The sequence below is a fragment of the Nocardioides lacusdianchii genome (assembly GCF_020102855.1).
GTDB classification, from domain to species: Bacteria; Actinomycetota; Actinomycetes; order Propionibacteriales; family Nocardioidaceae; genus Nocardioides; species Nocardioides lacusdianchii.
On record NZ_JADHZD010000016.1, the window covers coordinates 1 to 24878 of the forward strand.

Genomic DNA, 24878 nt, shown 5'->3' on the forward strand with positions numbered 1-24878 from the left:
CGAACCGGACGCGGTCGTGGGTGTCCCCGTCACGGTCGGCGCCTGGTGTGGCTTTCGGGCGGGTCGTGTAGGCGATGGCCGGTGTGGCTCGTTGTGGCAGGGACCGGTGCGGGCGGTGCCGGTTGTACGTGGTGGTGAACTCCTCGAGCAGGGCCTGTAGGTGCTCGAGGTCGGTCGGCTGCTCGGACTGGGCGCGTAGCCAGTTCTTCATCGTCTGTTGGAAGCGTTCTACCTTCCCGCAGGTGGTGGGGTGGTTCGGGCGGGAGTTCTTCTGCACGATCCCGAGGCGTCGTAGCTCGTGCTCGAGCATGCTGCGGCCGCCGCGGCCGCCGGCGAACCGGACGGTGTAGACCATGCCGTTGTCGGTCAGGGTGGATGCGGGGTCGCCGTGCTGACCTGCGGCTTTCGTGAAGGTGTCGAGCACGATCTTGGCCGTGATCCGCCAGTGCGCACTCACGTGCACGGCGTAGCGGGAGTGGTCGTCGAGCCAGGTGATGATCTCGACGTCTGCGCCGGGGCTGCGGTCTGGGTTGGTCAGTCGGTAGTGGGTGAAGTCTGACTGCCAGGTCTCGTTGGGCATCTCTGCCTGGAAGCGGATGTAGGACGACCTCGGACGCTTGGCCGGCTCAGGGGACACCGCACCGGCGCGAGTCAGGATCCGGTTGATCGTGGCCCGGGACAAGGTCACTGCGTGGTGGTGCTGCAGGTGCCAGCCGATGGTGTCGGCTCCGGCGTCGAGGCCGGACTCGACCAGCTGCTTGCGCAGCGCGAGGACGAGGTCGACAACTGCTTCGGGGGTCGCGTTGGGCGAGGTCACCGGACGCCGTGACTTCGCTTCGTAGGCGGCGTCGCCCTCGGCTCGTCGGCGGGCCATCAGCTTGCTGACCCAGCCCTCACTCACGCCGTAGCGGCGGGCGGCCTCAGCCTGGGTGATGCCCTCGGTCTCGATCGCGGTGATGACCAGCCTTGCCTTCGACACAGGCCAGCATCGAGTTTCCTATGTCGTGAGACATGGGTTTCCTATGTCCTGAGCCAGCACACTGTCAGCCCGACATGGTGATGTCTCAGGACATCCGCAAGGCCCGAACCCACGGAAGTGGGTTCGGGCCTTGGCCATTTCCGGGGCCGGGCTAGCGGGTGACGGCCAGGTCGAACTGGGCGATCACCGTCACGGGCACCTCGCCTGCGGCCGACCGGACCTGCCAGGCACCCTCGACGTAGGTGCCGCACGACTCGGGAACCGCACGCGATCCCTGGGCCAGGCAGGCCAGCGTCATGACCCGCCCGCCGGGGAACACCTGGGTCCGCGGCAGCGAGCGCCCCTCGAGGCCGACGCCCACCGACGTCACGGTGGCGAGGGCCCGGTCGTCCACCGAGCTGTTGCGCCGGAGCGCGTCCGGCAGCCGGTAGCGGACGTACAACGTCGCGGCTGACGGCAGGTCGCTCGGCACGTCCACGACGACGGCCCCGGCGTCCAGGCGTACGCCGTCCGCAGCGACCACGAGGTCCTCGGCGGCCACGTCCACCCCGGCCAGCACCGGGCTGCTCGGCGGCCGCAGCCGGACCCGGTCCATCGGTGTCGTCGTCGAGATCCAGTGGGTCACCACGAGGTCGTCCCCGTCGAGGACCTCGGTCTCGACGTACTCGCTGTCCGGGGACAGCGCCACCGGCGGGTCGAACTCACTCCCCTGCAGCTCCTCAGCGGCCGCGGGCGGCGCGACCTCGGCCGCGACCGTCCGCTCGCCCGACCGCGGCAGCAGGGCCACGCCCGCGACCACCACGAGGACGACGAGCAGCCCGACGAGACCACCGGCAACCAGCAGCCGTCGGGGGCGCCGTGGCCCGGGCGCCAGCTCCTCGACCGGTGCGTCCGGAACGGGGGCGGGAGCGGCCCCGGCGGTGAAGGCTGCGGGCGGCGGTCCCGCCGGCGCGGTCGCGGAGCGGTCCGGAGCATGACGCCTCGACGCCGCCGCAGTCAGCCGCAGCCGCGGCGCCTCGCCCGGGGCACGGCTCGGCGGACCTGACGCGAGCCCCAGCGGGGCGAGCGGGGCGAACTCCGGTGGGAGCTCCGGTGTACGCCGTCGGGTCGAGCCGTCGTCCGTGACGTCCGTCATCACTCGCTCCTCGGCGTGGGCTCGCCCACGGCCGTCGCAGTGACGACCGCGAGGCTCTGGTAGCCGCCCCTGCTCGGGTCGAACGGTCCAGCGCAGGTGACCATGACCAGCCGGTGCGCCCCGGCGGGCGAGTAGACCCACGGGTGGTCGGAGAGGGGGCCCTTGTCGAGCAGCCGCAGAGAGCTGACGACGTACTCCTGGCGCAGGGTGTCCGAGGTCAGCACGACCTTCTGGCCCGGGCGCACGCCCAGGAGCTCGGCGTACGGTCCCAGGCCCTCCCGCTCGGAGTCGACATGGGCGGACACGAGCACGGAGCCGAACGGGTCGCCGATGCGTGACCCGCCGCGCCACCAGCCGGCCACGTCGACGTCGGACGGCACGTCGAGGATGCCGTCGCGGGTCGTCGACACCGCGACGACCGGCACCACGGTCCCGCTCGGCAGCACGGTCCGCTGCGGAGACTCGGGTGCCACCGAGCCCGTGCGGGGCGCGGTCGCGGCCAGTCCTCGGGTGACCGTCTCCGGGGCCGGCTCACCGACCGGGGCCCCGCCGGCCGTGGGGGCGGCACCGCCGCGTACCACCATGAGGGCGACGAGGACCGCGACGACGGTCGCCACGGCCAGGCCGACCGCCAGCCGGCGTACGATCCTCCCCTGCCGGGCCGCGTGCCGTCCGGTCGGCTCGTTCACGACGAGGCTTCGACCGCGCGGTGCCTGCTGCTCCAGCCGCACGCCCCCGCGCCCAGGGCGACGAGGGCGGCCAGCAGCGCGGTCATCGCCGTCCAGCGGGACGTCCCGGGTGCGAGCTCGACGGAGTCCGGCCCGGAGAACGGGGACACGTCGATGCCCGCTGCCAGGCCGGCGCTGCCTGCGTCGATCGAGGCGGGTGCCTCGCCGGCGCTCGCCGCGAGCGGGATGCTGTGGGTGATGACGTCCATCGACGCGTCCTGGGCGTTGCCGACGGCGTAGACCATCGTGGCCGAGGCGCTCGCGAGACTCACGTCCAGCGGGCCGAGGATCGGCCGGGCGGTGAGACCCGACGGCACCAGCTCGGCGACGTGCGAGCCCTCGGCGACGTCCGCGGTGGCGAACTCACCGTTGGCGATGTTGCGGAAGACCACGGTCCCGTCGAGGCGGACGTCGGCCGGTGCGACCGAGGCCGTGTGGGCGATCAGCACACGCGCCTTGCCGGCAGCGATGGGCTCCGTCGGCGTCGCGTAGAGCGTGGCGAGCGGCTGGCCGCCGACCTCCGCGGGCCGGTGCACCACGAGGTCCTGGACCGACCCGGCCTCGAGATCCACCGCGGTGTCGACGACCACGTCGCCGCTCTCGTCGATGAACCTGACCTGGTGTGCGCCCGCCGGGACGGTGAAGGGGCCGAGCACCTCGCCGGTCGCGGAGCCCTCGCTCACGACCTCGTCGTCGATCTCGACGTGGAGGCTCTCGTCGGGCACGGCCTGGACGACCATCAGCCGAGCCGTCGTCTCCTGAGGGGCGGCCTGCGCCACACCCGCGAGGGACGAGAGGCCCATCGCCAACGAACCCACCAGCGACAACCACGCGATTCTCTTCATGCCGTGCTCCTGCTCATCGGGCGCGCTCCTGCGCGTCTCTGGCGATGCTTCGCGCAGGTGCAGCTGCCGGATTGCGGGTCAGCGGTGCACAACCCTCCTGTGGCTGCTCCGTGGGCCTCCGTTGACTCCCCGTTGTCCCCCGGAGCCGCTGTGGACTAGACCTGAGGGCCCCGGCGGGTGGCACACTGCCCCCATGGCTGACCCGGGCAACGGCAAACCCGACGACGGACCCTCTCTGGAGATGCCCGCCTTCTCGCTCCGGCGGAGCAAGCCGGGATCCGAACCGGTCGAGCCAGTCGTACGTGCGGAGCCGACGACGGCCGTCGCCCCGGCGGTCGAGGCCGAGCCCGCGCCGGACGAGCCCGTACGCCGCCGCGAGGCCAGCCGGCTCCCGTCCGTCGCCCTGGCCGGCCTCCCCGCAGCGGCCGTGACCGGCGTCGCGATCGGCGCCCTCGCGGTGCTGCTCGCCTGGCTGGCCGGCGCCGGCTGCAGCGTCGTACGCGGCACGTCGTCGTGCGGCGGCGCGGTCGGGCTGCCGCTCCTGCTCGCCGGCCTCGTGCTGCTCGCGTGGGCCGGCAGCCTGCTGCTGCGTGCCCTCGGGGTCGCGGACGCCGGCTCCACGAGCGTCCTGGCCGTCGGGATCATGGCCGTGCTCGTGATGGTCTTCCTGCTCGGCTCGCTCGACGAGTGGTGGGCGCTCGTCGCCGTGCCCCTGGTGGCCGCCGTCAGCTACGGCGCCTCCTGGTGGGTGACGTCGTCGGTGGTGGGCGGCAACGCCGACGCCGAGGCACCCACTCCCCGCGACGTGCGCTGACGGCTCAGCCGACCGGGCTGCGTCGGCGCAGTCCCACCACCAGCACGAGTGCGAGCACCGCGATCATGCTGATCATCATCGACGGGATGGTGAGCGAGGCGACCACGGCGTGCGGTCCGCTCTCGAAGACGTCGGCGGTGTCCTTGTTCACCCAGCCGTCCTCCGCCAGCCGGACGACCGCGGTCACCAGCTCGAGGCCCACGCCGACGACCGCCGCAGGGACCGAGACTGACAGCACCCACCCCAGGGCGCGCTGGACCCGCGCGGTGGCTCCCCGACGCTGGCGCCACGCCACCAGCGTGGCCACGACGAGGAGCGGCAGCTGGACGAGGTGCGCGGCGATGTGGAGGAAGCTGGTGTCGCCTGCCGCAGCGAACGGGAAGATCGTGAGGAAGGCGATCCACACGAGTCCGAGCAGGGTGAGTGGGGTACGCACGGCGGCCTCCTGGGGCATGGGCTGGGTGCCCCGAACCTAGGAAGGTCGCAGGTCAGCCGGCATCGGCCCTTTCGCCTAACTCGCCGCGCCACGCGAGCGCCGCGTGCACGCGCCGGTTCTCCAGCGGCCCCTCCGGCAGGTCCAGCTTGGCGAACACCGAGCGCAGGTGCGCGTCGACCGTGCGCTCGGAGATGACGAGCCGCGCGGCGATCCCTGCGTTCGACAGGCCCTCCGCCAGCAGCTCGAGCACCTCGCTCTCGCGGGTGGTGAGCGGTCCGAGTCGCGCCGGTGCGTCAGGCTGCCCGGACTCCTCGGGCACGGGCAGCGCCAGCGCCCTCGATCCACCGACGACCACCAGGACCAGTGCGGCGTACATCGCTGCCACGACGAACCCGGCCGCGCTCTGCGTGGCGACCGCGCCGCACAGCACCACCAGCGCGGCGCCGGCGAGGCTCGCGAGCGCCACCGCGGCCAGTCGCCGCGTCGCCTCGCCCGTGGCCCGGACCGCGGCGGTGAGGCTGACGGCCGGCCCGAGGAGGACCGTGGAGAGGAAGGCCAGGTTCAGTCCTGCTCCGATCTGCTCGCCCGGACCCCAGCCGACCAGGGCCTCCGCCTCGAGCGGAGAGAAGTCGCCGAAGAAGAGCGCGAAGCCCACGACCGCCGCGACGCCCAGCACGACGAGCACCGCCAGTGGCCACCGCGGCAGCCCACGTCCCAGGTAGCGCACGGCCAGCAGCGGCAGCAGCGAGAACGCAGCGATCAGCGGCAGGTGCCCGACCCCTCCGGCGACGGCGAGGGCCCACGCCACCTTCGAGCCCGGGGCCAGGCCGGAAGCGAGGGAGGCACCGGCCAGCAGGACCGGCCAGGCCAGCGCGCCGAGCGCGAGTGCGGCGACCGCACGGCGCCAGCGGACCCAGCCGGGGTCCAGCCGCTGGTGCTCCCGGACCATCACGGCCGCACACACGAGCGCTGCCACCGGCAGGACGTACGACGTCCCCCAGAAGGTGGTGCCCACAGCACGGGCGTACGCCGTCAGCGCGGTGGCGAGCACCGCGAGCACAGCGACACCCACGGGGAGCCGGACGCGGGTGGGGTGCACGTGCACCCGACCAGTATCACCGAGCGGCGGCGATCAGCTCCGCGATCTGCACCGTGTTGAGGGCAGCGCCCTTGCGCAGGTTGTCGTTGCTGATGAAGAGCGCGAGGCCGCGGTCGTCGGGCACGCCCGGGTCCTGCCGCAGCCGCCCGACGTAGGACGGGTCCTTGCCGGCTGCCTTGAGCGGGGTCGGCACCTCGTCGAGCTCGACGCCCTCGGCCGAGGCCAGGATCTCGCGGGCGCGGGCCGGGGTCATCGACCGGGCGAACTCGGCGTTGACCGCGAGCGAGTGTCCGGTGAAGACCGGCACGCGCACGCAGATGCCGGAGACCAGCAGGTCGGGCAGGTCGAGGATCTTGCGCGACTCGTTGCGGAGCTTCTGCTCCTCGTCGGTCTCGTTGAGGCCGTCGTCGACGATCGAGCCGGCCATCGGGAGCACGTTGTAGGCGATCGGCTCGACGTACTTCACCGGCTCGGGGAACGCGACCGCGGAGCCGTCGTACGCCAGCTCGCGGGCCTTGTCGCCGGCCTCGGCCACGCCACCGGCGAGCTCCTCGACGCCGGCGACGCCGGATCCGGAGACGGCCTGGTAGGTCGACACGATGAGCCGCGCCAGCCCCGCCTCGTCGTGCAGCGGCTTGAGGACCGGCATCGCGGCCATCGTCGTGCAGTTGGGGTTGGCGATGATGCCGCGCCCCTCCTCGACCACGCCGGCCATCGCACCGGGGTTGACCTCGGCGACGACGAGCGGGATCGCCGGGTCCTTGCGGAAGGCGCTGGAGTTGTCGATGACGATCACGCCGGCGTCGACGAACTTCTGCGCGAGCGCGCGCGAGGTGGTGGCGCCGGCCGAGAAGAGCGCGATGTCGAGGCCGGCGGGGTCGGCGGTCTCGGCATCCTCCACGGTGATCTCGCGGTCGCCGAAGGGCAGCACCGTGCCCGCCGAGCGGGAGGAGGCGAAGAAGCGGACCTGGTCGGCCGGGAAGTCCCGCTCGAGGAGGATCTGACGCATCGCGACCCCCACCTGCCCGGTGGCGCCGACGATGCCGAGGTTGACGCGTGCGCTCATCGGCCGGTGCCCCCGTAGACCACGGCCTCGACCTCGTCGGCGTCGAGGTCGAACGCCGTGTGGGTGGCGCGGACCGCGTCGTCGACGACGCTCTCGTCGACGATCACCGAGATGCGGATCTCGGAGGTGGAGATCATGCCGATGTTGACGCCCGCCGAGGCGAGCGCGCCGAAGAACTTCGACGTGATGCCGGGGTGCGAGCGCATGCCCGCACCGATCAGCGAGACCTTGCCGATCTTGTCGTCGTAGAGGAGCTTGTCGTAGCCGACCTCGGCCTGGATCCGCGCCAGCGCCGTCATCGCGGTCTGCCCGTCGGTGCGCGGCAACGTGAAGGAGATGTCGGTGAGGCTCGTCGCGGCCGCCGAGATGTTCTGCACGATCATGTCGAGGTTGACCTGCGCCTCGGCGAGCGCCTCGAAGATCCGCGCCGCCTCCCCGACCTTGTCGGGCACCCCGACCACGGTGATCTTGGCCTCGCTGCGGTCGTGGGCGACGCCGGCGATGATGGGCTGTTCCATGGTGTCTCCCTGGCTGGGCGCCTGCGGGTCGTTGGTGACCCAGGTGCCCTCGAGCTGGCTGAAGGACGAGCGGACGTGGATCGGGACGCCGTAGCGGCGGCCGTACTCCACGCAGCGCAGGTGCAGGATCTTGGAGCCGCAGGCGGCGAGCTCGAGCATCTCCTCGTAGGAGACCCGGTCGAGCTTGCGGGCGTGCGGGACGACCCGCGGGTCGGCGGTGAAGACGCCGTCGACGTCGGTGTAGATCTCGCAGACGTCGGCCCCGAGCGCGGCCGCGAGCGCGACCGCGGTCGTGTCGCTGCCGCCGCGACCGAGGGTGGTGATCTCCTTGGTGTCCGCGGACACGCCCTGGAAGCCGGCGACGATCACGATGTGGCCGTCGCCGATCGCCTGGGTGATCCGGCCGGGCGTGACGTCGATGATCTTGGCCTTGCCGTGCACCGAGTCGGTGATCACGCCCGCCTGGGAGCCGGTGAACGAGCGGGCGGTGAAGCCCAGGTCACTGATCGCCATGGCGACGAGCGCCATCGAGATCCGCTCACCGGCGGTGAGCAGCATGTCCATCTCGCGCGCCGGCGGCAGGGGCGACACGCCCCTGGCCAGGTCCTCCAGGTCGTCGGTCGTGTCGCCCATGGCGGAGACGGCGACGACGACGTCGTGCCCGGCCTTCTTGACCTCCACGATGCGCCGCGCGACGCGCTTGATGGCGTCGGCGTCGGCGAGCGAGGAGCCGCCGTACTTCTGCACGACAATGCCCACGGTTTGGTCCTCGGGATCGGGGTGCGGCCGTCAGCGGCCGCCTTCGACTGACGAGCCCGACGGCGTCGTTGCCGGCAGGCCGTGCCCGATTCTACGGCTGCTCGGCCGGGTCGACCTCGAGCATCTCATCGGCGACCGCGACCGCCGCCGCGTTGGCGACGAAGTCGGTGTCGAAGCGGTCGTGGGCCACGACGGTGAGCAGTGCGTTGAGGGCGGCACCACCGAGGTTGCCCCAGTTGTTGACGTAGGAGAACTGCCACCACCACAGCGCCTCCTCGACGTTGCCGGCACGGAAGTGGCGCAGGCCGTTCTCGAGGTCGATCGCGATCGACGCGAGGTCGTCGGACAGGCGGCTCTCGACCACCTCGGGGACGTAGGGGTCGAAGACGAACGTGTAGGAGTCGACACCCTCGAGCATGTCGGCCAGGCGCAGCCGGAGCTCGTCGATGTCGGCCTCCGGGCCCACGTCGGGCTGGAACTCCTCGCGCGGGGCGAAGTCGGTCTGCGCACCCAGGCGGGCACCCGCGAGCAGCACCTGGCTGATCTCGAGCAGGAGCAGCGACACGGCCTCCGAGCCGTTGCCCTCGCGGGCGATCTCGCGCAGGGCGAGCAGGAAGCTGGTCACCGAGTCGGCGATCTGCTCCTCGAACCTGATCTGGTCGGCGTCGGTCATTGTGCTGATCTCCTTCCGGCGAATGCGCGGCCGAGCGTGACCTCGTCGGCGTACTCGAGGTCACCGCCCACTGGCAGTCCACTCGCCAAGCGAGTGACGCGCAAGCCCATCGGCAGGAGCAGGCGCGTGAGGTAGGTCGCAGTGGCCTCGCCCTCGAGGTTGGGGTCGGTGGCGAGGATGACCTCGGTGACCGTGCCGTCGGCCAGTCGGGGCATGAGCTCCTTGACGTGGAGCTGGTCGGGTCCGATGCCGTCGATCGGCGAGATCGCGCCGCCGAGCACGTGGTAGCGGCCGCGGAACTCGCGGGTGCGCTCGATCGCGACGACGTCCTTGTACTCCTCCACGACGCACAGCACGCTCGGGTCGCGCCGCTCGTCGCGGCAGATCCGGCACTGCTCGTCCTCGCTGACGTTGAAGCAGATCGAGCAGAACTTCACCCGCGCCTTGACCTCGATCAGCACGTCGGCGAGACGGCGTACGTCGACCGGCTCGGCCTGCAGCAGGTGGAAGGCGATCCGCTGCGCGCTCTTGGGACCGACGCCGGGCAGTCGGCCCAGCTCGTCGATCAGGTCCTGGACGACGCCCTCGTACAAATGAAGCCCCTCAGCCCAGGCCGGGGAGGCCGAGGCCGCCGGCCCCGCCGCCGAGGCCGTCGGTGAGCGGGCCCATCGACTCGCTCGCCAGGGCCTCGGACTTGGCCCGCGCGTCGCGGTAGGCCGCGACGATCAGGTCGGACAGGTCCGAGAGGTCGTCGGGGTCGTTGCCGTCGAACTCACCGGTGCGGATGGTGACGCCCACCAGCTCGCCGACGCCGTTGGCCGTCACCGAGACCGCGCCGCCGGCGACGGTGCCGTCGACGGTCTGGCGGGCCAGGTTGGCCTGCGCCTCCTCGAGCTGCTGCTGCATCTGCTGGGCCTGCTGGAGCAGGGCGTTCATGTCGAAGCCGCCGCCGCCGAGGGCGTCGAAGGGGTTCTGGGTCATCGGGTCTCCCCCGTCGTGGATGGGACGTGCATCAGTCGTTGCGAATCTCTTCGATCAGCCGCGCGCCGAGCGTCTGGCTGAGCAGGGACTCGGTGTCGAGCGCGGCCGACTCGGCGTCGGGGTCGTCGGGGTCGACGTCGTCGTCGGCCGACCGGACGGGCTCGGACGCCTCGGGCGTGCCGCCCGCGCGGGCGGCCTCCAGCGCCTCGCGGGCCGGGGCCGCGGACACGACCGGCGCCGGCGCCGGAGTCGGAGCAGGGGCGTCATGCGCGGCGGACTCCCCGGTGACCCACGACGGCGGGGCATCGGGTGCGTCCGCGGCCGGGGCGGCGTCGGCACCGGGCCGCGGAGGCGCGGCGGTGGCCGACTGGCGCACCACGGGTGCCTCCGCGGCGGCACCGGACTGGTCGACGATGGACTCGACGCGCCAGTCCATGCCCACGACGTCGATCGCGGCCTGGCGCAGGATCTCGTCACACCCACCGTTGACGAAGGAGTCGCGCGCGCCGGAGTTGGCGAAGCCCACGGTCAGGCGGGTGCCGTCGACGTCGACCACGTGGGCGTGCTGCGAGAGCACCATCCACGCCAGGCGGCGACGGTTCTTGGTCTGCTCGAGGATGTCGGGCCACAGGCGGCGTACGTCGACGAGGCTGAGGCCGCCGCGCGGTCCCGCCGGCTGCTCGGCCACCGGCGTTCCCGGGGCGGCCGGGGCCGTCGGCTCCGGCGCGGGCTCGGCCACCGTCGGCGGAGGCTGGGGCGGCTCGGGCAGCGAGGTGGGCATCGGCGGGGGCGGGGCGGGGCCGTCGTCCCGCACGGGGGCGGGTGCCTCGGGCCGCGACGGCGCCGGGGACTCGACAGGGGGAGCGATCGGCACCGGGGGCGGCGGTGCGGGCTCGTCGGCGCGCGCCGGGGCGGGGGTCGCCGCAGGTGCCGCCTGCGGGGCGGCGGGAGCCGGTGCGGCGGGAGCCGGTGCGGCTGCTGCCCGCGTGACCGCGGCGGGAGCCGGGGCGCCGGTGACGTCCATGCGGCGCTCGAGGCGCTCCAGGCGCGCCATCACGCCGTCGGCGGTGTGGTCGGCCCCCGGCAGCAGCACGCGGGCGCAGAGCAGCTCGAGCAGGAGGCGGGGTGCCGTGGCACCACGCATCTCCGTCAGCCCGGAGGCGACGATGTCGGCGGCGCGGCTGAGCTCGATGGCCCCGAAGCGCGCGGCCTGGGCCACCAGCCGCTCCCCCGCGTCCTCGGCGACGTCGATGAGGCCGGTCGCCGGGGCGTCGGGGACGGCGGTGACGATGACCAGGTCGCGCAGTCGGCGCAGCAGGTCCTCGGTGAAGCGGCGCGGGTCCTGGCCGGTCTCCACGACCTTGTCGACGACCGAGAAGACCGCGGCACCGTCGCGGGTGGCGAAGGCCTCGACCACCTCGTCGAGCAGCGAGTCGGGGGTGAAGCCGAGCAGGTCGGTGGCCAGCTTGTGGGTGACGCCGCCCGGACCGGCGCCGCCGAGGAGCTGGTCGAGCACGGACAGCGTGTCGCGCGCGGACCCCGCGCCGGCGCGTACGACGAGGGGCAGGGCGGCGGGCTCGATGCTCACCCCCTCCTCACCGGCGAGCTGGGAGAGGTAGTCGCTCAGCAGGCGCGGCGGGATCAGCCGGAAGGGGTAGTGGTGGGTGCGCGAGCGGATCGTCGGCAGCACCTTCTCGGGCTCGGTCGTGGCGAAGATGAAGCGCAGGTGCGGCGGCGGCTCCTCGACCAGCTTGAGCAGGGCGTTGAAGCCCTGCGTGGTGACCATGTGGGCCTCGTCGATGATGTAGACCTTGTAGCGGTCGCGCACCGGGGCGAAGAACGCCTTCTCGCGCAGGTCGCGGGCGTCGTCCACGCCACCGTGGGACGCGGCGTCGATCTCGATGACGTCGATCGAGCCGGGTCCGCCGCGCGCCAGGTCGCGGCAGCTGTCGCACTCGCCGCAGGGGTCGGAGATCGGCGCCTGCGCGCAGTTGAGCGCGCGGGCCAGGATCCGCGCCGACGTGGTCTTGCCGCAGCCGCGAGGACCGGAGAAGAGGTAGGCGTGGTTGACCCGGTTGGCGGCCAGCGCCGCCCGCAGCGGCTCCGTCACGTGGTCCTGCCCGATGACCTCCTGGAAGGTCTCGGGCCGGTAGCGGCGATAGAGCGCGAGCGGTGACTCCACGTCGTGAACCCTAACCGTGCCCACCCACAGCGACCACAGGCCCGCCCCCTGAGGTGGAGGGGACATGAAGAGGCCCCCCACGCACCCGTCAGAGCTCACTGACCCTTGCTGCCTTCCGGCCCTGGGGGATTGGGCGAGGTGACGCCACGTGGGGGGTTGCCGGGAGTCTAGGCGGAGCCCGACGAGGTCCCCAAACCGAGGGTCCGCGAGCAGCCCGCCCGGGGCCGCGGCCGGGCGATTTCACCGCCCGCCGAGCCGACCGGTACTCTCCTCGGCGGAGGTATCGCCTAGTGGCCTATGGCGCTCGCTTGGAAAGCGGGTTGGGTTAATAGCCCTCGGGGGTTCGAATCCCCCTACCTCCGCCGCACACCTGGGCCCCCGCTCCTGCGAGTGGGGGCCCAGGTGCTTGTTCCGGCCCGGCGGGCCCCGCGGCGCAGCTCGACCGCGCACTCGTGCCGGTAGACCGCTCCGTTCATCTGGTAGCGGTTGCGCGAGGAGTCGACGAAGTCGCGCCGGACCCGCTGCCGGTCCTCCTCGATCGCCGCGCCCATGTGCGCGGCGTCCGGGAGGGCGTACGTGCCGGCGAGGTGCGCTGCGACCAGACGCGCCTGCGACTCGAAGAGCGGGAGGAAGCCCCAGCCGACGGCCTGGAGGAAGCCCACGAAGTAGAGCGACGGGTGCTGCGGGTGGAAGACCCGGAGGTAGAGCGGCACCCGGTTGTCGTCGGAGGCGAAGACGTCCTCGGCGAGGAACGGGGTCGTCGTGCGGTATCCCGTGCAGTGGATGATCTCGTCGACCTCCTCGCGGCTGCCGTCGGTGAACTCCACGACCGTCCCGTCCAGCCGCGCCACCTGCGGTCGCACCCGCACCCGACCTGCCTCGATCCGCGCGGGCAGGTCAGCGGTCACCGTCGGCAGCGCGGAGCCGAAGTGGTGGTCCGGGCGCGGCAGCCCGGCGCGGGTCGGCGACCCGACGACGACACGGCAGTACGCCGTCAGCAGCGGGCCGGCGACCGCCCGCGGCAGGTAGGCGTTGACCAGGAAGCCCAGCCACGCCGGCATGGCCCGGTCGATGCGCAGGCCGCGCGCGTAGTGGGGCAGCACGTAACCGCCCCGCCGGATCGACAGCACGGTTGCCTCCGCGACCGGACTGACGTCGGCGGCGATCTGGCTGCCGCTGTTGCCGAACCCGACCACCAGCACCCGCTTGCCGGCGTACGCCTCGCGGTCGCGGTAGGACTGCGAGTGCCGTACGGCGCCAGTGAACTCGCCCGGGAAGTCGGGGCGCAGCGGCTCGTTGTGGTGCCCGTTGGCGACGACCACGGCTCCGAAGTGGCGGGTCTCGCCGGTCGTGAGCGAGACCTCCCACCCGCCGCCCGGCGCGGGGTCGACCCGGGTCACACCGGTGTCGAACTCGAAGCGGTCCCGGATGCCGTAGTGGTCGAGGCAGCCGTCGAGGTAGGCCGTCACCTGCTCGGCGCGGGGGAAGTCCGGGTAGGCACGCGGCATCGGGTGGTCGCTGAGCTCGAACCAGCCGCGCGGGCTGTTGAGGGTCAACGCCGGCCACGCGTGGGTGAGCCCGGGGGTCACCGCCGCGGACCACACTCCCCCGGGTCCGGGGCGCTGGTCGAAGCAGGTGAAGTCGACGCCGGCACGCGCCAGCTCGACGGAGGTGGCCAGGCCGGCCGGGCCGGCGCCGATGACGCACACACCGTCTGTGCCAGCGGCCATGACTCCTCCCCTCCCTCCACAGGATGGGGGGAGCCACGGACGCCGTCAACGGCGCGGCCGCAGGTCAGCGCAGCTGCGCCTTGAGGCCGTAGCGCCACTCCTCGGAGATCAGCAGGCTGCCCTCGTCGAGGCGCCGCTCGACCGCGTCGACGAGCATCCGCGAGGCGCCCTCGGGGTAGACGCGGTCCCACGACAGCTCGGCGCGGTGCTCGAAGACGTTGTGGATGACGCTGGTCATCAGCGCCTTGTCGATCGGCGGGGCGAGGAAGTTGCTGCCGGCGAGGAAGGTCTCGGACCGGTCGGAGCCGAAGCGCAGCGTCACGCACGGCACCTCGAGCACGTTGGCCTCCTCCACGATCGAGCCGGAGTCGGTCACGATCACCGCGCACATCGACATCGCGGCGACCACGTCGAGGTAGCTGTCCCACACCGGGGTCGAGATCAGCGCGTCGCCGTACCTCGCCTCGAGGTCCTCGAGCCACTGGCGGCGGCCGAAGTTGTCGATCGCGGCCTCGGTGCCGAGCAGGCGGATGAAGAGGACGTGGTGGCCCTGCTCCAGCAGCGACTCCATCGCGTCCATCAGCAGGTTGAACCTGAAGTGGTTGGTGGTGTTCTCGCGGCGGTGGACGCAGAAGCGGAGGAAGGAGCCGGCGCCCATCTGCGGGAACTTCTGCAGCACCTGGTTCTTGTCGCTGCCGGCGACCGCCTGCGCGAGCGCGTCGACGACGGAGTTGCCGACGACGTCGATCGCGGCGGGCGCGAAGCCCTCGTCCACGAGGAACTCGCGGTTGAGCTCCACCGGCGCGGCGTGCAGGTCGGTGCCGGCGTCGGCGACGCGGGTGTTGAACTGCTCGGGCGAGGGCTCGCGGCTGCCCTTGGACCAGCTGTTGCGGTCGATCGACTGCGCGCGGAACGACGCCCAGTCGAGGTCCGCACCCTGGTCGAGCCAGCCCTGCAGCACCTCCGGCTTCGGCGACAGCGTGCGCAAGCCCGCCTCGACGTGGACCAGCGCCTGGCGCTCGCCGAAGGTGGCGAGCGCGCCGGCCATCGCGGTGGTGGTGTCGCCGTGCACGTAGGTGATCGGGAAGCCGCCACGCTCGGCGAAGCCACGCAGGTAGAGGGCGAGCTTGGCGGTGATGCCGGAGACCAGGTCGTTGACGCCGCCGCGCACCTCGAGGTTCACGTCCTCGCGGACACCGAACTCGTCGAGCATCGACTGCGAGAGGTTGTGGTCGTAGTGCTGGCCGGTGTGGCACAGCACCACGTCGTGCCCGCGGTTGCGCAGCTCGTGGTAGATCGGCGCCTGCTTGATGATGTCGGGCTTGGTGCCGACCACGACGATGTGCTGGCTGTTCTCGTGGGACATGGGTTCCTTCGGGTGAGGTGCGGGGGTCGCCGGCGGAGCGGGGGTCAGAGGAGATCTTCGCGGGTGCTGGCCGCGAGGAGCGAACGCAGGTGTGCGAGGCCGCCGGCGTCGAGGGCCAACTTCTTGTCGAGGACGTAGACCGCGTCCTCGTGCGACACCACGACCAGGCCGGTCGCCCCGAGCGTGATGACGGGCCGCCCGTCCATGCTGGCGACGAGGACGTCGTCGCTCTCCAGCTGCAGGGCGGGGCCGATCGCGTGCTCGTCGTCGGCGGCGAGCACCTGCTCCAGACGCTTCCAGGTGCCGATGTCGCTCCAGCCGAGGTGGCGCGGCACGACCAGGCACTCCATCCCGGCGGCCAGCAGCGGGTAGAGCTCGTGGCCACCGATGGCCGCACCGCGGTAGCCGTTGACGTCTGGGCGGTCGGCGGTGAAGCGCGAGATGGCGTCGAAGACCATCGGCATCGCAGCGCGGTAGGCGTCGCACGCCTGCTGGACCCGTACGCCGTAGCAGGCGGTGTTCCAGTAGAGCGATCCCTCGTCGCCGATCTCGTCGATCGTCGCAGGGTCGGGCTTCTCGAAGAAGCTGGTGATCACCTCGACCGGCCCGCCCTCCCCCCGGGTGTGGATGTAGCCGAGGGTGCCGTCGAAGCCGGTGGGCTCGGCGCCGAGCACCACCATCGACTCGGGGGTCTCGACGAGCTGCGCGAGCATGTCGCGCGAGGCCTGGTTGAAGGCCTCGTCCTCGGTGATCAGGTGGTCGGACGGGGCGATCAGCGCCGGCGCGTTGCCGTAGCGGTGCTCGAGCGTCGCGATGCCGAGCGCGAAGGCCGTCGCGGGACCGGCCGGGTCGTCCTCGAGGATCAGGTTCTCCGGCGGCACCGGGCCGAGCGTCGCGCGCGCGGCGTCGGCGAACCGGGCGCGGGTCGAGACGTGGATGCGGGACGGGTCGACGATCTCGCTGAGCCGCTCGATCGTGCCCGTGAGCAGCGGACGACCACCCACGACGGGCTGGAACTGCTTGGGTCGACGGTCCCGGCTGATCGGCCAGAGGCGCGAGCCCTGCCCGCCGGCGAGGATGACGGCAACCGGCTCGTTGGTGGTGTCGGTCATGGCTTGATTCCATCACGGTGTCGGGGAGTGTGCAGAGGCAACGGTCGGTCGTGCGTCAGCGGCGCAGCAGCGGGCGCAGCATGAAGGCCAGTGCCAGGAGCGATCCGGCGACCAGGCCCGACCACAGCAGCATCGCGCGGGGCGTGCTGAACAGGTCGATGCGCTCGGGCGCGGGAGGCGCCTGGGCATCGGTGCGGGTCTCGGCGACGGTCGTCTCGACCTTGCCCTTGCGACCGGGCTTCAGCTCGCGCGTGAGCGCGTCGTGTGCCTGGACCACACCGGCCCCGGTCCACGGGTTCGCGACCTCGCCGTCCTCGCCCTGCACCGGGCCGTCGCCCTCGGTGGTGGCCAGCAGGCGGGCAACGAGCTGCTGCGGGGTCTCGCGCGGGAAGCGCTCGCGCAGCAACGCGACGACGCCGCTCACCTCGGCCGCCGACCACGACGTCGCCACCTCGATGATGTCGCAGGCCTGCCCGGACGCGTTCAGCGAGATCGCGCCGAGCGTGGGCGCGGCGACGTCGGTGTCGAGGTTGGGCAGGACGTAGGTGCTCGGGTCCTCGGCGCCCGGCGGGACGGCACTCACCGCCAGGACGCCGGGGTAGTCGGCGGGGTAGACGTCGGCGTCGTTGCCGGGCGTGCCCTCGAAGGACTCGTCGTCGGAGCCGTCGCCCTCCTCGCGGTTGCCGGAGGCGGCCACGACGACGAGCGGCAGCTCGACGAGGCGCGCGACCGCCGTCTCGAGCTCGGGGTCGGAGGCCGGCACGGCGAGGGAGATGTTGACGACGTCGAACTGCTGCGTGCGGTGGTCGGCGATGACGGCCTCGATGCCGGCGACGATGCCCGCGGAGGTCACCTGCTTCTCGCCCTCGGCGATGTCGGCGACCTCGGTGTCGTAGACCTTGTAGTCGAAGACCTGCGCGTCGGGGGCGACGCCGCGCGGACCGGCGATCAGGCCCGCGACGATCGTGCCGTGGCCGGAAAGGATGCCGGTGGCTGAGGCACCGCCGACCGCGACGGCCGTCGGGCGGTCGATGCCCGGCAGCGGCATCACGCCACTGTCGATGACCGCGACCTTCACGCCGCGACCGGTGGCGATCTCCTGTGCCTGCTCGACGTGCATCCGCTCGAAGGCCGGGTTGCTCTTGCTGTGCGTGTCGGCGAGCTGCTCGGAGCCCGGCACCTCGCCGACCGAGCACGGGGCGTCGTGCTCAGCCGAGGCCGGGGACGCCCAGAGCGGCACGACCCCCGTGGCGAGCAGCCCGGCCGCGAGCGTCGTACGCAGTCGTGCGCGGCTCATGAGCCGCTGTCCGCTTCCGCGGCGGCGGGCGCCGCGTCGTCGGGCAGCCGGCGCGCCCGGTTGGTCGAGAGCGGCACGCCGGGCTCGAAGAACTCCAGCCACGTGCTCGGCACGAGCGGCGGGTCCACCTCGGCGTAGCCGATGAAGTCCGGGACCTGCGGACCGAGGAGCGCGTACTTCTCGCCCTTGGTGTCGATGACGTAGGGGGTGCCGGCGTCGGCCGCGGCCTCGGAGCCGGACTGGACGTAGGCCCCGGCGCTGGGCTCGACGTCGACCTCGTGGCGCCCGGACGAGACCTCGCTCGGGTCGGCCGCACCGGTCGGGTTGGTCGCCAGGCTGACGGCCGGGTCGGCACCCGCCTCGGGGTGCAGGACGCCGCACAGCGCGCCGTCGGGCACCGCCGTGGGCAGGGCGGCGGGCCACTCGGCGGGGTACTTCGTGGACCCGAAGGACGCGACGAGGTCCTCGGTGATGGGGGTCGCGGCCCGGCCGACGACGTCGTAGACCATGCCGGCGAACGGCGAGAGCTCCTCGGGAGCCTCGTCGCCGAGCAGGTAGTAGCGCCCGGTGTCGGCGAGCAGCAGGTCGCCGATGCGGTAGCGGGAGAGGTCGGTGCGGCTGTCGCCGTAGGGCACCTGCTCACCGCGGCGCGTCACACCGAAGGCGTCCTCCTCGAGCGCGGCGCGCTCGGGGAAGAGGTTCAGCCAGTCGACGTCGACCTCGACGGGAGTGGCGCCGAAGCCGATGCGGTTGCCGACGGTGGAGGCGGAGGTCTGGTTGGCCGGCATGGGGAAGCGGTAGGCGCGCTCCTGCTGGTTGCCCACGGCAGGGGCCGTGGCGATGAGCCACTGCTCGCCCTCGTGGGAGACCAGGAACGCCGACCCGGTGAGGTCCTCGACCGTCGGGGTCTGCTGGACCGCGACCTTGATGCCGACCTCGGAGGCGGTGCAGGCGGTCCAGCCGTCGTCCACGAGCTCGCTTGCCGACGGCAGGCCCGCCGGGGCACCCTCGATGCCGAGGTCCTCACCGAGCTGCACGGTGCGGATGTACTTGTCGCGCACGGTGTAGGGCGTCAGCTCGGCGTCCTCGAGCAGCAGCTGCGCCGAGACGTAGTTGGGGACCCGCTGGAGCAGCGGGTCGTCACCGCCGCGCAGCACGACGTACTGCTCACCGGTGTCCTTGGAGATGATGAAGCTGCCCTCGTCGAGCCACTGCGCCGGCGGGCGGCCGAGCAGGAAGCCCGCGATCGCGGCGCCGGCGAGCAGCAGGACGGACAGCGCGACGCCGCCGATGAGCACCCGGCCCGGACGCACCGGCTCGACCTCGCGCCCACCGGGGGCGCCGGAGACGAACGCGGTGACCAGGCGGCGGCGGCTGAAGGCGTGGGCCTCGACGAGGTCCTTCTTGGTAGCCATCTGTTCCCAGCCCGCCTCAACCCGCCACAGCGGCGACGAAGCCCGCCGCCAGCACCATCAGGGGGAGCAGCGCGAGCAGAGTCACCATCTCGACCACGTCGCCCATCCGTCCGCGGCGCACCGAGGGCGAGGCCGGCACCAGGGTCAGCGCGAGCAGCACGGCGCCCACACCGGCGAGGCCGATGGCCGCACCGGCGCGCCAGCCGTCGTGGATCAGCAGCATCGACACCGCCACCGACACCAGGCCCAGGATCCCGGACGTCAGGCCCGCGAGGACCTCGGCGCCGGTGCGGTACTGGCGGGTGCGGAACATGACGGCCAGGCAGCACACGGCCGCGAGCACGGTGCCGTAGGCGCCGCGACCCACCGCGAACGGCGCGAACAGGACCAGCAGGGTGCCGACCGTCGCGGAGACGGCCAGCAGGATCTCGTGGCCGACGCGGGCGTCGCCGGCGACCTCGTCGGGGTCGATCTCCTCGGGGTCGGCGGTGATGTCGTGCAGCGAGTAGAGCTGGTCGACCTTGGTGCCGGTGACCCCGAGCGCCAGCCACGGGAAGATGCTGCCGGCGAGGACGACGAGGGTCAGCAGCACGGTGAAGACGACGTCGGGCTGGAGCGAGGCGACCCGGATCAGCACCGAGCTGGCCACGAGCACCGCGCCCACGACGATGGCCGGGATGACCAGCGGACGGCCGTCCTGCAGGCCGACGACGGCGACCAGGCCGGCGGCGAGGACGCCGAGCCCGGCGAAGAGCAGCGGGTCGGAGAAGAAGGCGTCGGCGAGGGGCCACCCCCAGCCCGGCAGCTCGCCGGGGGCGAGCAGCAGCCCGGCCACACCGGCGTACAGGGCGGCGAGGAGGGACACGGCCACGCCGGCCTCGGGCTCCTCCTGGGCCCGGGCCAGGACGACGCCACCGACGACCAGCAGGCCGGCGATCACCGCTGCGGCGACACCGCCGAGCAGGCTCTCGCCCCGCAGCAGCAGCGCGAGCGCGCCGAGGCCGAGCAGGATGCTGCCCGCGCCCAGTGCCGTACGCCGTCCGGCCGAGGGCTCCCACGGCTGGAGCTCGTTCTCCACCACGTCGGCCATCGCCTCGACGACGTCGTCGTAGACGCGCGGCGCCTTGTCGTCGACGCCGGCGGTGACCGTCAGCAGGCCGCCGTCCTCGATGCCCTGCATCGTGAGGCCGGCGTTGTTGACCAGGATCCGGCCCTCCTGGGTCACCAGGCGGTAGCCACCGTAGACGGTGGAGGCGTCGAGCAGGCCGACCGAGCGCGCCAGCTCGGGCACCAGCTCGGCGACGGGGATCGACCCCGGCAGCACCAGATCGACGCGCCGGGACCCCGAGGCGATGGTCACCCGGACCAGGCCCGAGGCGACCGAGGACCCCTGACTCATTGGTGTTTCCCCCTGGTTGTGCTTCACGTGCGCCGACGCGGGCCGGGCACCGAACGGAATGCAGCCTAGGCGAAATCCCCCCACCCCACCGACGGTGGGATGCGGCGCGCCTCACCGCAGGACGTCGGGCGCGGTCCCCTCGTCGTCGAGCCAGTGGTCGTCGGTGCCGAGCAGGTCGTCGCGCGACGGCGCCGACCGGTCCCTGCGCCGTCCCCCGCGGGAGCCGGCCGCTCCCGCGCTGGCTCCCCGACCCGCTCCGCCCCCGCGGCTCTGTCCGGCCTTCGCGCGGCCGGACGCCTGCTGGCTGCCCTTGCCGCCGACGGGCGCGGCAGCCGTACGTCCCACGCGGCCGCCGCGCCCGGACGCCCCGCCGGCTTGACCGGCCCGCGCAGCGCCGGCACCGGCACCGGCGCCGGCACTCGCCCGAGCTCCGGCACCGGCACCGGCGACACCCGCGCCGGCCGCGGCTGCGCCGGCCATCCCGCCGGCCCCCGCCATGGCGAGGGGAGGCATGCCGGCACCGGCCGGAGCGGTCGGCGCAGCGAAGCCAGCAGGGGTGGACGGGCCGCCCGAGGCGTACGCCACTCCGCCCTGCGGCGTGCCGGCGACGGTGGTGCTCGGCGGTGCGTCATGGCCCCAGCCCGGGGACTGCGGGTGGTGGCCCGGCTGCGGTGCGACGCCGGGCGGAAGGGAGTGGGCCGAGCCGGGATCGGCACCCGGGACGGCACCGGGCACGACGCCCGGACCCTGGCCGGGACCGGTGCCGGGACCGTGGCCCGTTCCCACCGGGTCGGTGGTCCGGACGGGCGGCCACGGCGGCAGCACCGGCCAGTCGGGGTCGGGCTCGGGCGGTGGCGGGCCGGGCCAGCCGTGCGGCGGCCAGACCGGCTCGGGCTCGTTCGTCGGGGCCTCGCGTGGGATCCCGTGGGCGCTGCGGATCTTGTCCTCGGACTCCTCGAAGACGCGGTTGAGCGCCTCCCACGCCTCGCGCGCCTCCTCCTCGCGCTGCTGCACCTGGACGGCGTGGCGCGCCGACGCCCGGTGGTGGAGCGTGGCCGCGGCGAGGTACGCCGTCTGGCCGGAGTCGGCGGTCGGCTGCGGGGCCGGCCCCGGCGGGCGCGGGGCGCCGACGCGGTCCCACACGCGCACCAGCGACTTGACCTGGCCGACGACCTCACCGGCGGCGTCGAGCGCCTGGGCGGTGCGGCCGAGGAGCCGGCGCTGCTCCACGAGGTGCTCGCGCAGGTCGCGGAAGGCGCCGACCGCCGCGTCACGGGTCTGCTCGCCGAGCTGGTCGTGCCCGCGCAGCCCGCGGATGCCCGCCGTCAGCTCGTCCTCCACCTGGCGCAGCGCGGGGATCGACGAGCGCCAGCCGGCGGCCATCTCGTTGAGGACGTCGGTGTCGCCGACGGTCAGCATGGCGCGCCGCACCTGGGTCTCGTAGTAGCCGGCCACCGGGCTCAGCCCTCGCCGAGGGACAGCTGCGCGAGCCGCCGGAAGTGGTCGCGGTCGAGCTCGTCGGTGCCCTCGAGGTCGCCGAGGCAGTCCACGAGGTCGCGCGCGAAGCGGCGTACGGTCCGGGCCTGGGCCTGGCGGTCCTCGACGGTGCGCTGGTGGGCGAGCTCGTAGACCGAGCGCAGGCTCTGGCCGGCGTGGAAGGCGCCGAAGTTGCCGGCCCGGGTCTCGGCGCCTGCGAGCGTGTCGACGTCGCGGTGCCCGCGCGCCTGGCCGACGTCCTCGGGCCCGGCACGGTCGAAGGACGGGTGCATGTGGTCGCCGGCCTGACGCAGCTGTGCTGCGATGCCCCTGATCAGCTCGGCATCGACCCTGATCTCGCCCACGCGTTCCCCCACGTCACGCTCGTACGCCGACCCCCGGCTGCACCCATTGTGGCGACGGGACGCCCGCTCCGGGCCGAAGTGCGGAAACTCGACGGAAATGCCGCGAGGCCGGCCGTCCCCGTGGGGACGACCGGCCTCGCCTCAGACGTGGTGCGCTGCGCTCAGAAGCGGTTGGCGCCCCGGGCGTCGGCCGCCTTGTACTCGGCGTTGGACGCGTCGACGCCCTGGCTGGCCTGCTGGAGCAGCAGGGTCATCTCGGTCATCGCCTGGTCCCACTTGGCCTTGGCCTGGTCGTACGCCATCTTGGCGTTACCGTTCCAGTCCGACTTGAGCGGGTTCAGCTCGTTCTCGAGCTGGTCGAGGCGCGCCTCGATGTCCTTGGCGGCCTTCATGACGTCGGCGGCACCGGCGTCGAGGGAGCCGTGCTGGACCTTGATTCCGTCGAAGCTCATCATCGATCTCCTAAGTCTGTGAGGGGCTCGGCGTCAGCCGAGACGGCCCTGGAGGTTGGCGTGGGTGGCGGACTGGCTCTCGTCGGTCGAGACGTTGTCGCGCTCGGTCTCCTTCATCGACGCGGAGAGCTGGTCGAGGGCCTTGAGGATCGTCTCCTGCTTCTGGTCCCACGCGATCATGAGGTTGTTGAACGCGGTGGCACCCTGGCCGCCCCATCCACCCATCATCGTCTGGATGTTGCCGGAGAGCACGCCGCACTTGTTCTTGACGTCACCGCGGGCCTGGTCGACGAAGTCGGCGCCCTTGGAGAGGGCCTTCTCTGTCTGGCCGTACATCTCGCTCATGAAAGATCCTTCTCCCTCGGCGGTCGAACCGACCGAGTTTCTGTGTGTTGGTGATCCACTGGTGGTGATCCGGTGCTCGGGGAGACGTCCCGGCCCCCCGCGCTGACGTGCATCTACCCGACCGGATTCGGGCTAAACATGAATCCACCGATCGACGCCGTCGCGAGTGTCGCCAGGCGTGCGTGACGGCAAGGCGGAGTGCCGAAGGCGGGCCGGAGGCCCGTCGAGTGCGCGACAACGCAGCCGGCGCGTGCGGATGGCGGCACGCAGCAGGCGAGAGATCGGCGGATTCATGTCGATCACGAGGTCATTTCCCACAGGCGGCGGAAGACGCCGGCCGCGACGACCGCCGAGGCGAAGGCGAGGCTGCCGCACAACGACTCCGCGACCTCGGCCCGTCGGGACCACCAGACCGAGCGCCAGCCGCGTCCGGTGGCGATGGCCGCGGCGAGCGCGATCGCGCCCAGCGCGACCACGACGTAGAAGAAGGTGTCGAGGTGCGAGGCACCGGGCCCGCCGACGAGGTGCACCGCCAGGGAGACCAGCGCACCGAGCCCGGCCAGGCGCAGCAGCGCCCGCGCGGCCGCGTGGCGGTAGGAGCGCGCTGCGAGCAGCAGCGAGCAGCCGGCGAAGAACACCAGGCAGCGGGCACCGATGCGGTCGAGGTCGATGGTGGCGCTGCGCAGCAGGAGCGGGCTGGCGACCACGACGGTGACGAGGATGGCCGCCGAGGCCCCGGTGACGATCCGCGAGGCCCGGTGGACCAGGCGCTCCATCGCGTCGGCGGCCACCACGATGCGGCCGCGTCGCCCCTTGCGCTGGGTGTCGCGCGCCGACCAGGCGGTCACGGCGAGCCGGTCGAGGTCGAGCAGCGCCTCGTCGGAGACGTCGATGGCCAGCGACGGCGCGAACCGGGCCGCCATCATCGAGCCGAAGACCAGCAGCGTCCACGCGACGCGGGCGTCCCAGCCCATCAGCGCCGGCAGGGCGCAGCAGGCGAAGACGGTGAGCCCGGAGACGATCCACACCGTGCCGATCTCGTCGCCGCCGTCGACCGACAGCGCACGGCCGATGCCGGCCACGACCGCGGCCGCGATGCCGGCCGCACCGAGGATGGCGGGCAGCAGGTGGGGTCCCGGCTCGTAGAGGGCCGCGAACGCGGCGGCCGCCGCGAAGGCGGGTGCGGCTGCGGCGCGCTGGCGGGTGTGCCGGCCGACCGGCAGGGCGCCCACGAGCGCGCACGCGAGCAGGATCCCCACCGTGACGGTCCGGACGGTGTCCTCCCCCGCGCGGGCGGCGTACCACCCGGCGAGGGCGGCCGCGAGCGACGCGACGCCGGCGATCATCGACGCGAGCGCCGGGCTCTCGGGCGCGTTCTTCGCCGCCTCGAGCAGGGTGACCTTGCGGGGGCGGTGCACGCCGGTGGTCGCCACCAGCACGTCGCCCGACTGCACCCCGACCTCGGCCAGCGGCACCGCCGCGTCGAGCCGCTCCCCGAGCGCGGTCTGCAGCAGCGGGATCCCGGAGACGACACCGGCGGCCTCGGCCTGCTTGGCGTACTCGCGTGCGACGTCGACGGACGTGGCTCCGGCGGGCACGACGAGGTCGAGCACCCCGGCGGGACCGTGGATGCTGACGGCGATGGTGGCGCCAGCAGAGCTGGGCATCGCTACGTCCGACACGAAATCCCCCTTCTCGTGCATCGG

At 73.0% G+C, this 24878-nt stretch carries 24 protein-coding genes, 1 tRNA gene and 1 other RNA gene; 2 read left to right on the forward strand and 24 right to left on the reverse strand.

Annotation, left to right across the window (positions count from 1 at the left end; genetic code table 11):
* The 4 genes from IRX98_RS18315 to IRX98_RS18330 all read right to left on the reverse strand — a co-directional run.
* A partial coding sequence (locus tag IRX98_RS18315) for an integrase core domain-containing protein (RefSeq protein ID WP_224279230.1) occupies positions 1–979 on the reverse strand: 979 nt, incomplete at its 3' end.
* Between the two features lie 151 nt (positions 980–1130).
* A complete protein-coding gene (locus IRX98_RS18320) occupies positions 1131–2114 on the reverse strand; it encodes a hypothetical protein (RefSeq protein ID WP_224279232.1) in 984 nt (327 codons plus the stop codon).
* The gene (locus IRX98_RS18325) at positions 2114–2803 is read right to left on the reverse strand and encodes a class F sortase (protein ID WP_224279234.1); all 690 of its coding nucleotides are present in this window, start codon (positions 2801–2803) and stop codon (positions 2114–2116) included. Before IRX98_RS18325 ends, IRX98_RS18320 begins: the two co-directional genes overlap by 1 nt.
* On the reverse strand, positions 2800–3687 hold the full coding sequence (locus IRX98_RS18330; protein WP_224279236.1) for a DUF4397 domain-containing protein: 888 nt from the start codon (positions 3685–3687) through the stop codon (positions 2800–2802). Before IRX98_RS18330 ends, IRX98_RS18325 begins: the two co-directional genes overlap by 4 nt.
* 193 nt (positions 3688–3880) lie before the next feature.
* Here IRX98_RS18330 and IRX98_RS18335 point away from each other — a divergent pair, with 193 nt between their 5' ends.
* Positions 3881–4501, forward strand: coding sequence for a hypothetical protein (locus IRX98_RS18335; protein WP_224279238.1), 621 nt, complete (start codon positions 3881–3883; stop codon positions 4499–4501).
* Between the two features lie 4 nt (positions 4502–4505).
* On the opposite strand, the gene IRX98_RS18340 is transcribed toward IRX98_RS18335, so the two are convergent.
* The 9 genes from IRX98_RS18340 to ffs form a co-directional block, all read right to left on the reverse strand.
* Positions 4506–4937, reverse strand: coding sequence for a hypothetical protein (locus IRX98_RS18340; protein ID WP_224279239.1), 432 nt, complete (start codon positions 4935–4937; stop codon positions 4506–4508).
* 52 nt (positions 4938–4989) lie between these two features.
* Positions 4990–6042, reverse strand: coding sequence for a helix-turn-helix transcriptional regulator (locus IRX98_RS23630; RefSeq protein ID WP_224279241.1), 1053 nt, complete (start codon positions 6040–6042; stop codon positions 4990–4992).
* Positions 6043–6052: 10 nt separating this feature from the next.
* Positions 6053–7102, reverse strand: a complete 1050-nt coding sequence (locus IRX98_RS18350; protein WP_224279243.1) for an aspartate-semialdehyde dehydrogenase — start codon at positions 7100–7102, stop codon at positions 6053–6055.
* Positions 7099–8379 (reverse strand): aspartate kinase, encoded by a 1281-nt coding sequence (locus IRX98_RS18355; protein WP_224279245.1) that lies wholly within the window; start codon positions 8377–8379, stop codon positions 7099–7101. Before IRX98_RS18355 ends, IRX98_RS18350 begins: the two co-directional genes overlap by 4 nt.
* A 91-nt stretch (positions 8380–8470) precedes the next feature.
* Positions 8471–9052 carry a DUF5063 domain-containing protein gene (locus IRX98_RS18360; RefSeq protein WP_224279247.1) on the reverse strand — a complete coding sequence of 194 codons (582 nt, stop codon included), beginning with the start codon at positions 9050–9052 and terminating at the stop codon, positions 8471–8473.
* Positions 9049–9645: a recombination mediator RecR gene (gene recR, locus IRX98_RS18365; RefSeq protein WP_224279249.1), complete on the reverse strand. Its 597-nt coding sequence runs from the start codon at positions 9643–9645 to the stop codon at positions 9049–9051. The genes IRX98_RS18360 and recR overlap by 4 nt, the downstream gene beginning before the upstream one ends.
* Positions 9646–9655: 10 nt before the next feature.
* Complete coding sequence (locus IRX98_RS18370) at positions 9656–10033, reverse strand: YbaB/EbfC family nucleoid-associated protein (protein WP_224279250.1); 378 nt, start codon at positions 10031–10033, stop codon at positions 9656–9658.
* A 31-nt stretch (positions 10034–10064) separates the two neighbouring features.
* Entirely contained in the window at positions 10065–12215 is a 2151-nt protein-coding gene (locus tag IRX98_RS23205) for a DNA polymerase III subunit gamma and tau (protein ID WP_308045421.1), read from the reverse strand.
* A 68-nt stretch (positions 12216–12283) separates the two neighbouring features.
* Positions 12284–12373: signal recognition particle sRNA small type (gene ffs, locus IRX98_RS18380), an RNA gene on the reverse strand.
* Positions 12374–12491: 118 nt separating this feature from the next.
* Between ffs and IRX98_RS18385 the strand changes: the two genes are divergently transcribed.
* A tRNA-Ser gene (locus tag IRX98_RS18385) sits at positions 12492–12577 on the forward strand.
* Here the strand turns inward: IRX98_RS18385 and IRX98_RS18390 are convergent.
* The 11 genes from IRX98_RS18390 to IRX98_RS18440 all read right to left on the reverse strand — a co-directional run bounded on the left by IRX98_RS18390 (position 12569) and on the right by IRX98_RS18440 (position 24839).
* On the reverse strand, positions 12569–13945 hold the full coding sequence (locus tag IRX98_RS18390) for a flavin-containing monooxygenase (protein WP_224279251.1): 1377 nt from the start codon (positions 13943–13945) through the stop codon (positions 12569–12571). The genes IRX98_RS18385 and IRX98_RS18390 overlap by 9 nt on opposite strands.
* A 64-nt stretch (positions 13946–14009) precedes the next feature.
* Complete coding sequence (locus IRX98_RS18395; protein WP_224279252.1) at positions 14010–15311, reverse strand: UDP-N-acetyl glucosamine 2-epimerase; 1302 nt, start codon at positions 15309–15311, stop codon at positions 14010–14012.
* Positions 15312–15355: 44 nt separating this feature from the next.
* On the reverse strand, positions 15356–16423 hold the full coding sequence (locus IRX98_RS18400) for a sugar phosphate nucleotidyltransferase (protein WP_224279253.1): 1068 nt from the start codon (positions 16421–16423) through the stop codon (positions 15356–15358).
* Positions 16424–16478: 55 nt separating this feature from the next.
* Positions 16479–17720, reverse strand: a complete 1242-nt coding sequence (locus IRX98_RS18405; RefSeq protein ID WP_224279254.1) for a S8 family serine peptidase — start codon at positions 17718–17720, stop codon at positions 16479–16481.
* A complete protein-coding gene (locus IRX98_RS18410; RefSeq protein WP_224279256.1) occupies positions 17717–19135 on the reverse strand; it encodes a type VII secretion protein EccB in 1419 nt (472 codons plus the stop codon). The genes IRX98_RS18405 and IRX98_RS18410 overlap by 4 nt, the downstream gene beginning before the upstream one ends.
* A gap of 16 nt (positions 19136–19151) precedes the next feature.
* Positions 19152–20534 carry a type VII secretion integral membrane protein EccD gene (eccD, locus tag IRX98_RS18415; RefSeq protein WP_224279258.1) on the reverse strand — a complete coding sequence of 461 codons (1383 nt, stop codon included), beginning with the start codon at positions 20532–20534 and terminating at the stop codon, positions 19152–19154.
* A 111-nt stretch (positions 20535–20645) separates the two neighbouring features.
* Positions 20646–21989 carry a hypothetical protein gene (locus IRX98_RS18420; protein WP_224279260.1) on the reverse strand — a complete coding sequence of 448 codons (1344 nt, stop codon included), beginning with the start codon at positions 21987–21989 and terminating at the stop codon, positions 20646–20648.
* Positions 21990–21994: 5 nt separating this feature from the next.
* Positions 21995–22387: a hypothetical protein gene (locus IRX98_RS18425; protein ID WP_224279262.1), complete on the reverse strand. Its 393-nt coding sequence runs from the start codon at positions 22385–22387 to the stop codon at positions 21995–21997.
* A 149-nt stretch (positions 22388–22536) separates the two neighbouring features.
* Positions 22537–22827: a WXG100 family type VII secretion target gene (locus tag IRX98_RS18430; protein WP_207083580.1), complete on the reverse strand. Its 291-nt coding sequence runs from the start codon at positions 22825–22827 to the stop codon at positions 22537–22539.
* A 33-nt stretch (positions 22828–22860) separates the two neighbouring features.
* Complete coding sequence (locus tag IRX98_RS18435) at positions 22861–23172, reverse strand: WXG100 family type VII secretion target (protein ID WP_207083579.1); 312 nt, start codon at positions 23170–23172, stop codon at positions 22861–22863.
* Positions 23173–23471: 299 nt separating this feature from the next.
* Complete coding sequence (locus tag IRX98_RS18440; RefSeq protein WP_224279264.1) at positions 23472–24839, reverse strand: ubiquitin family protein; 1368 nt, start codon at positions 24837–24839, stop codon at positions 23472–23474.
* Positions 24840–24878: the final 39 nt, after the last annotated feature.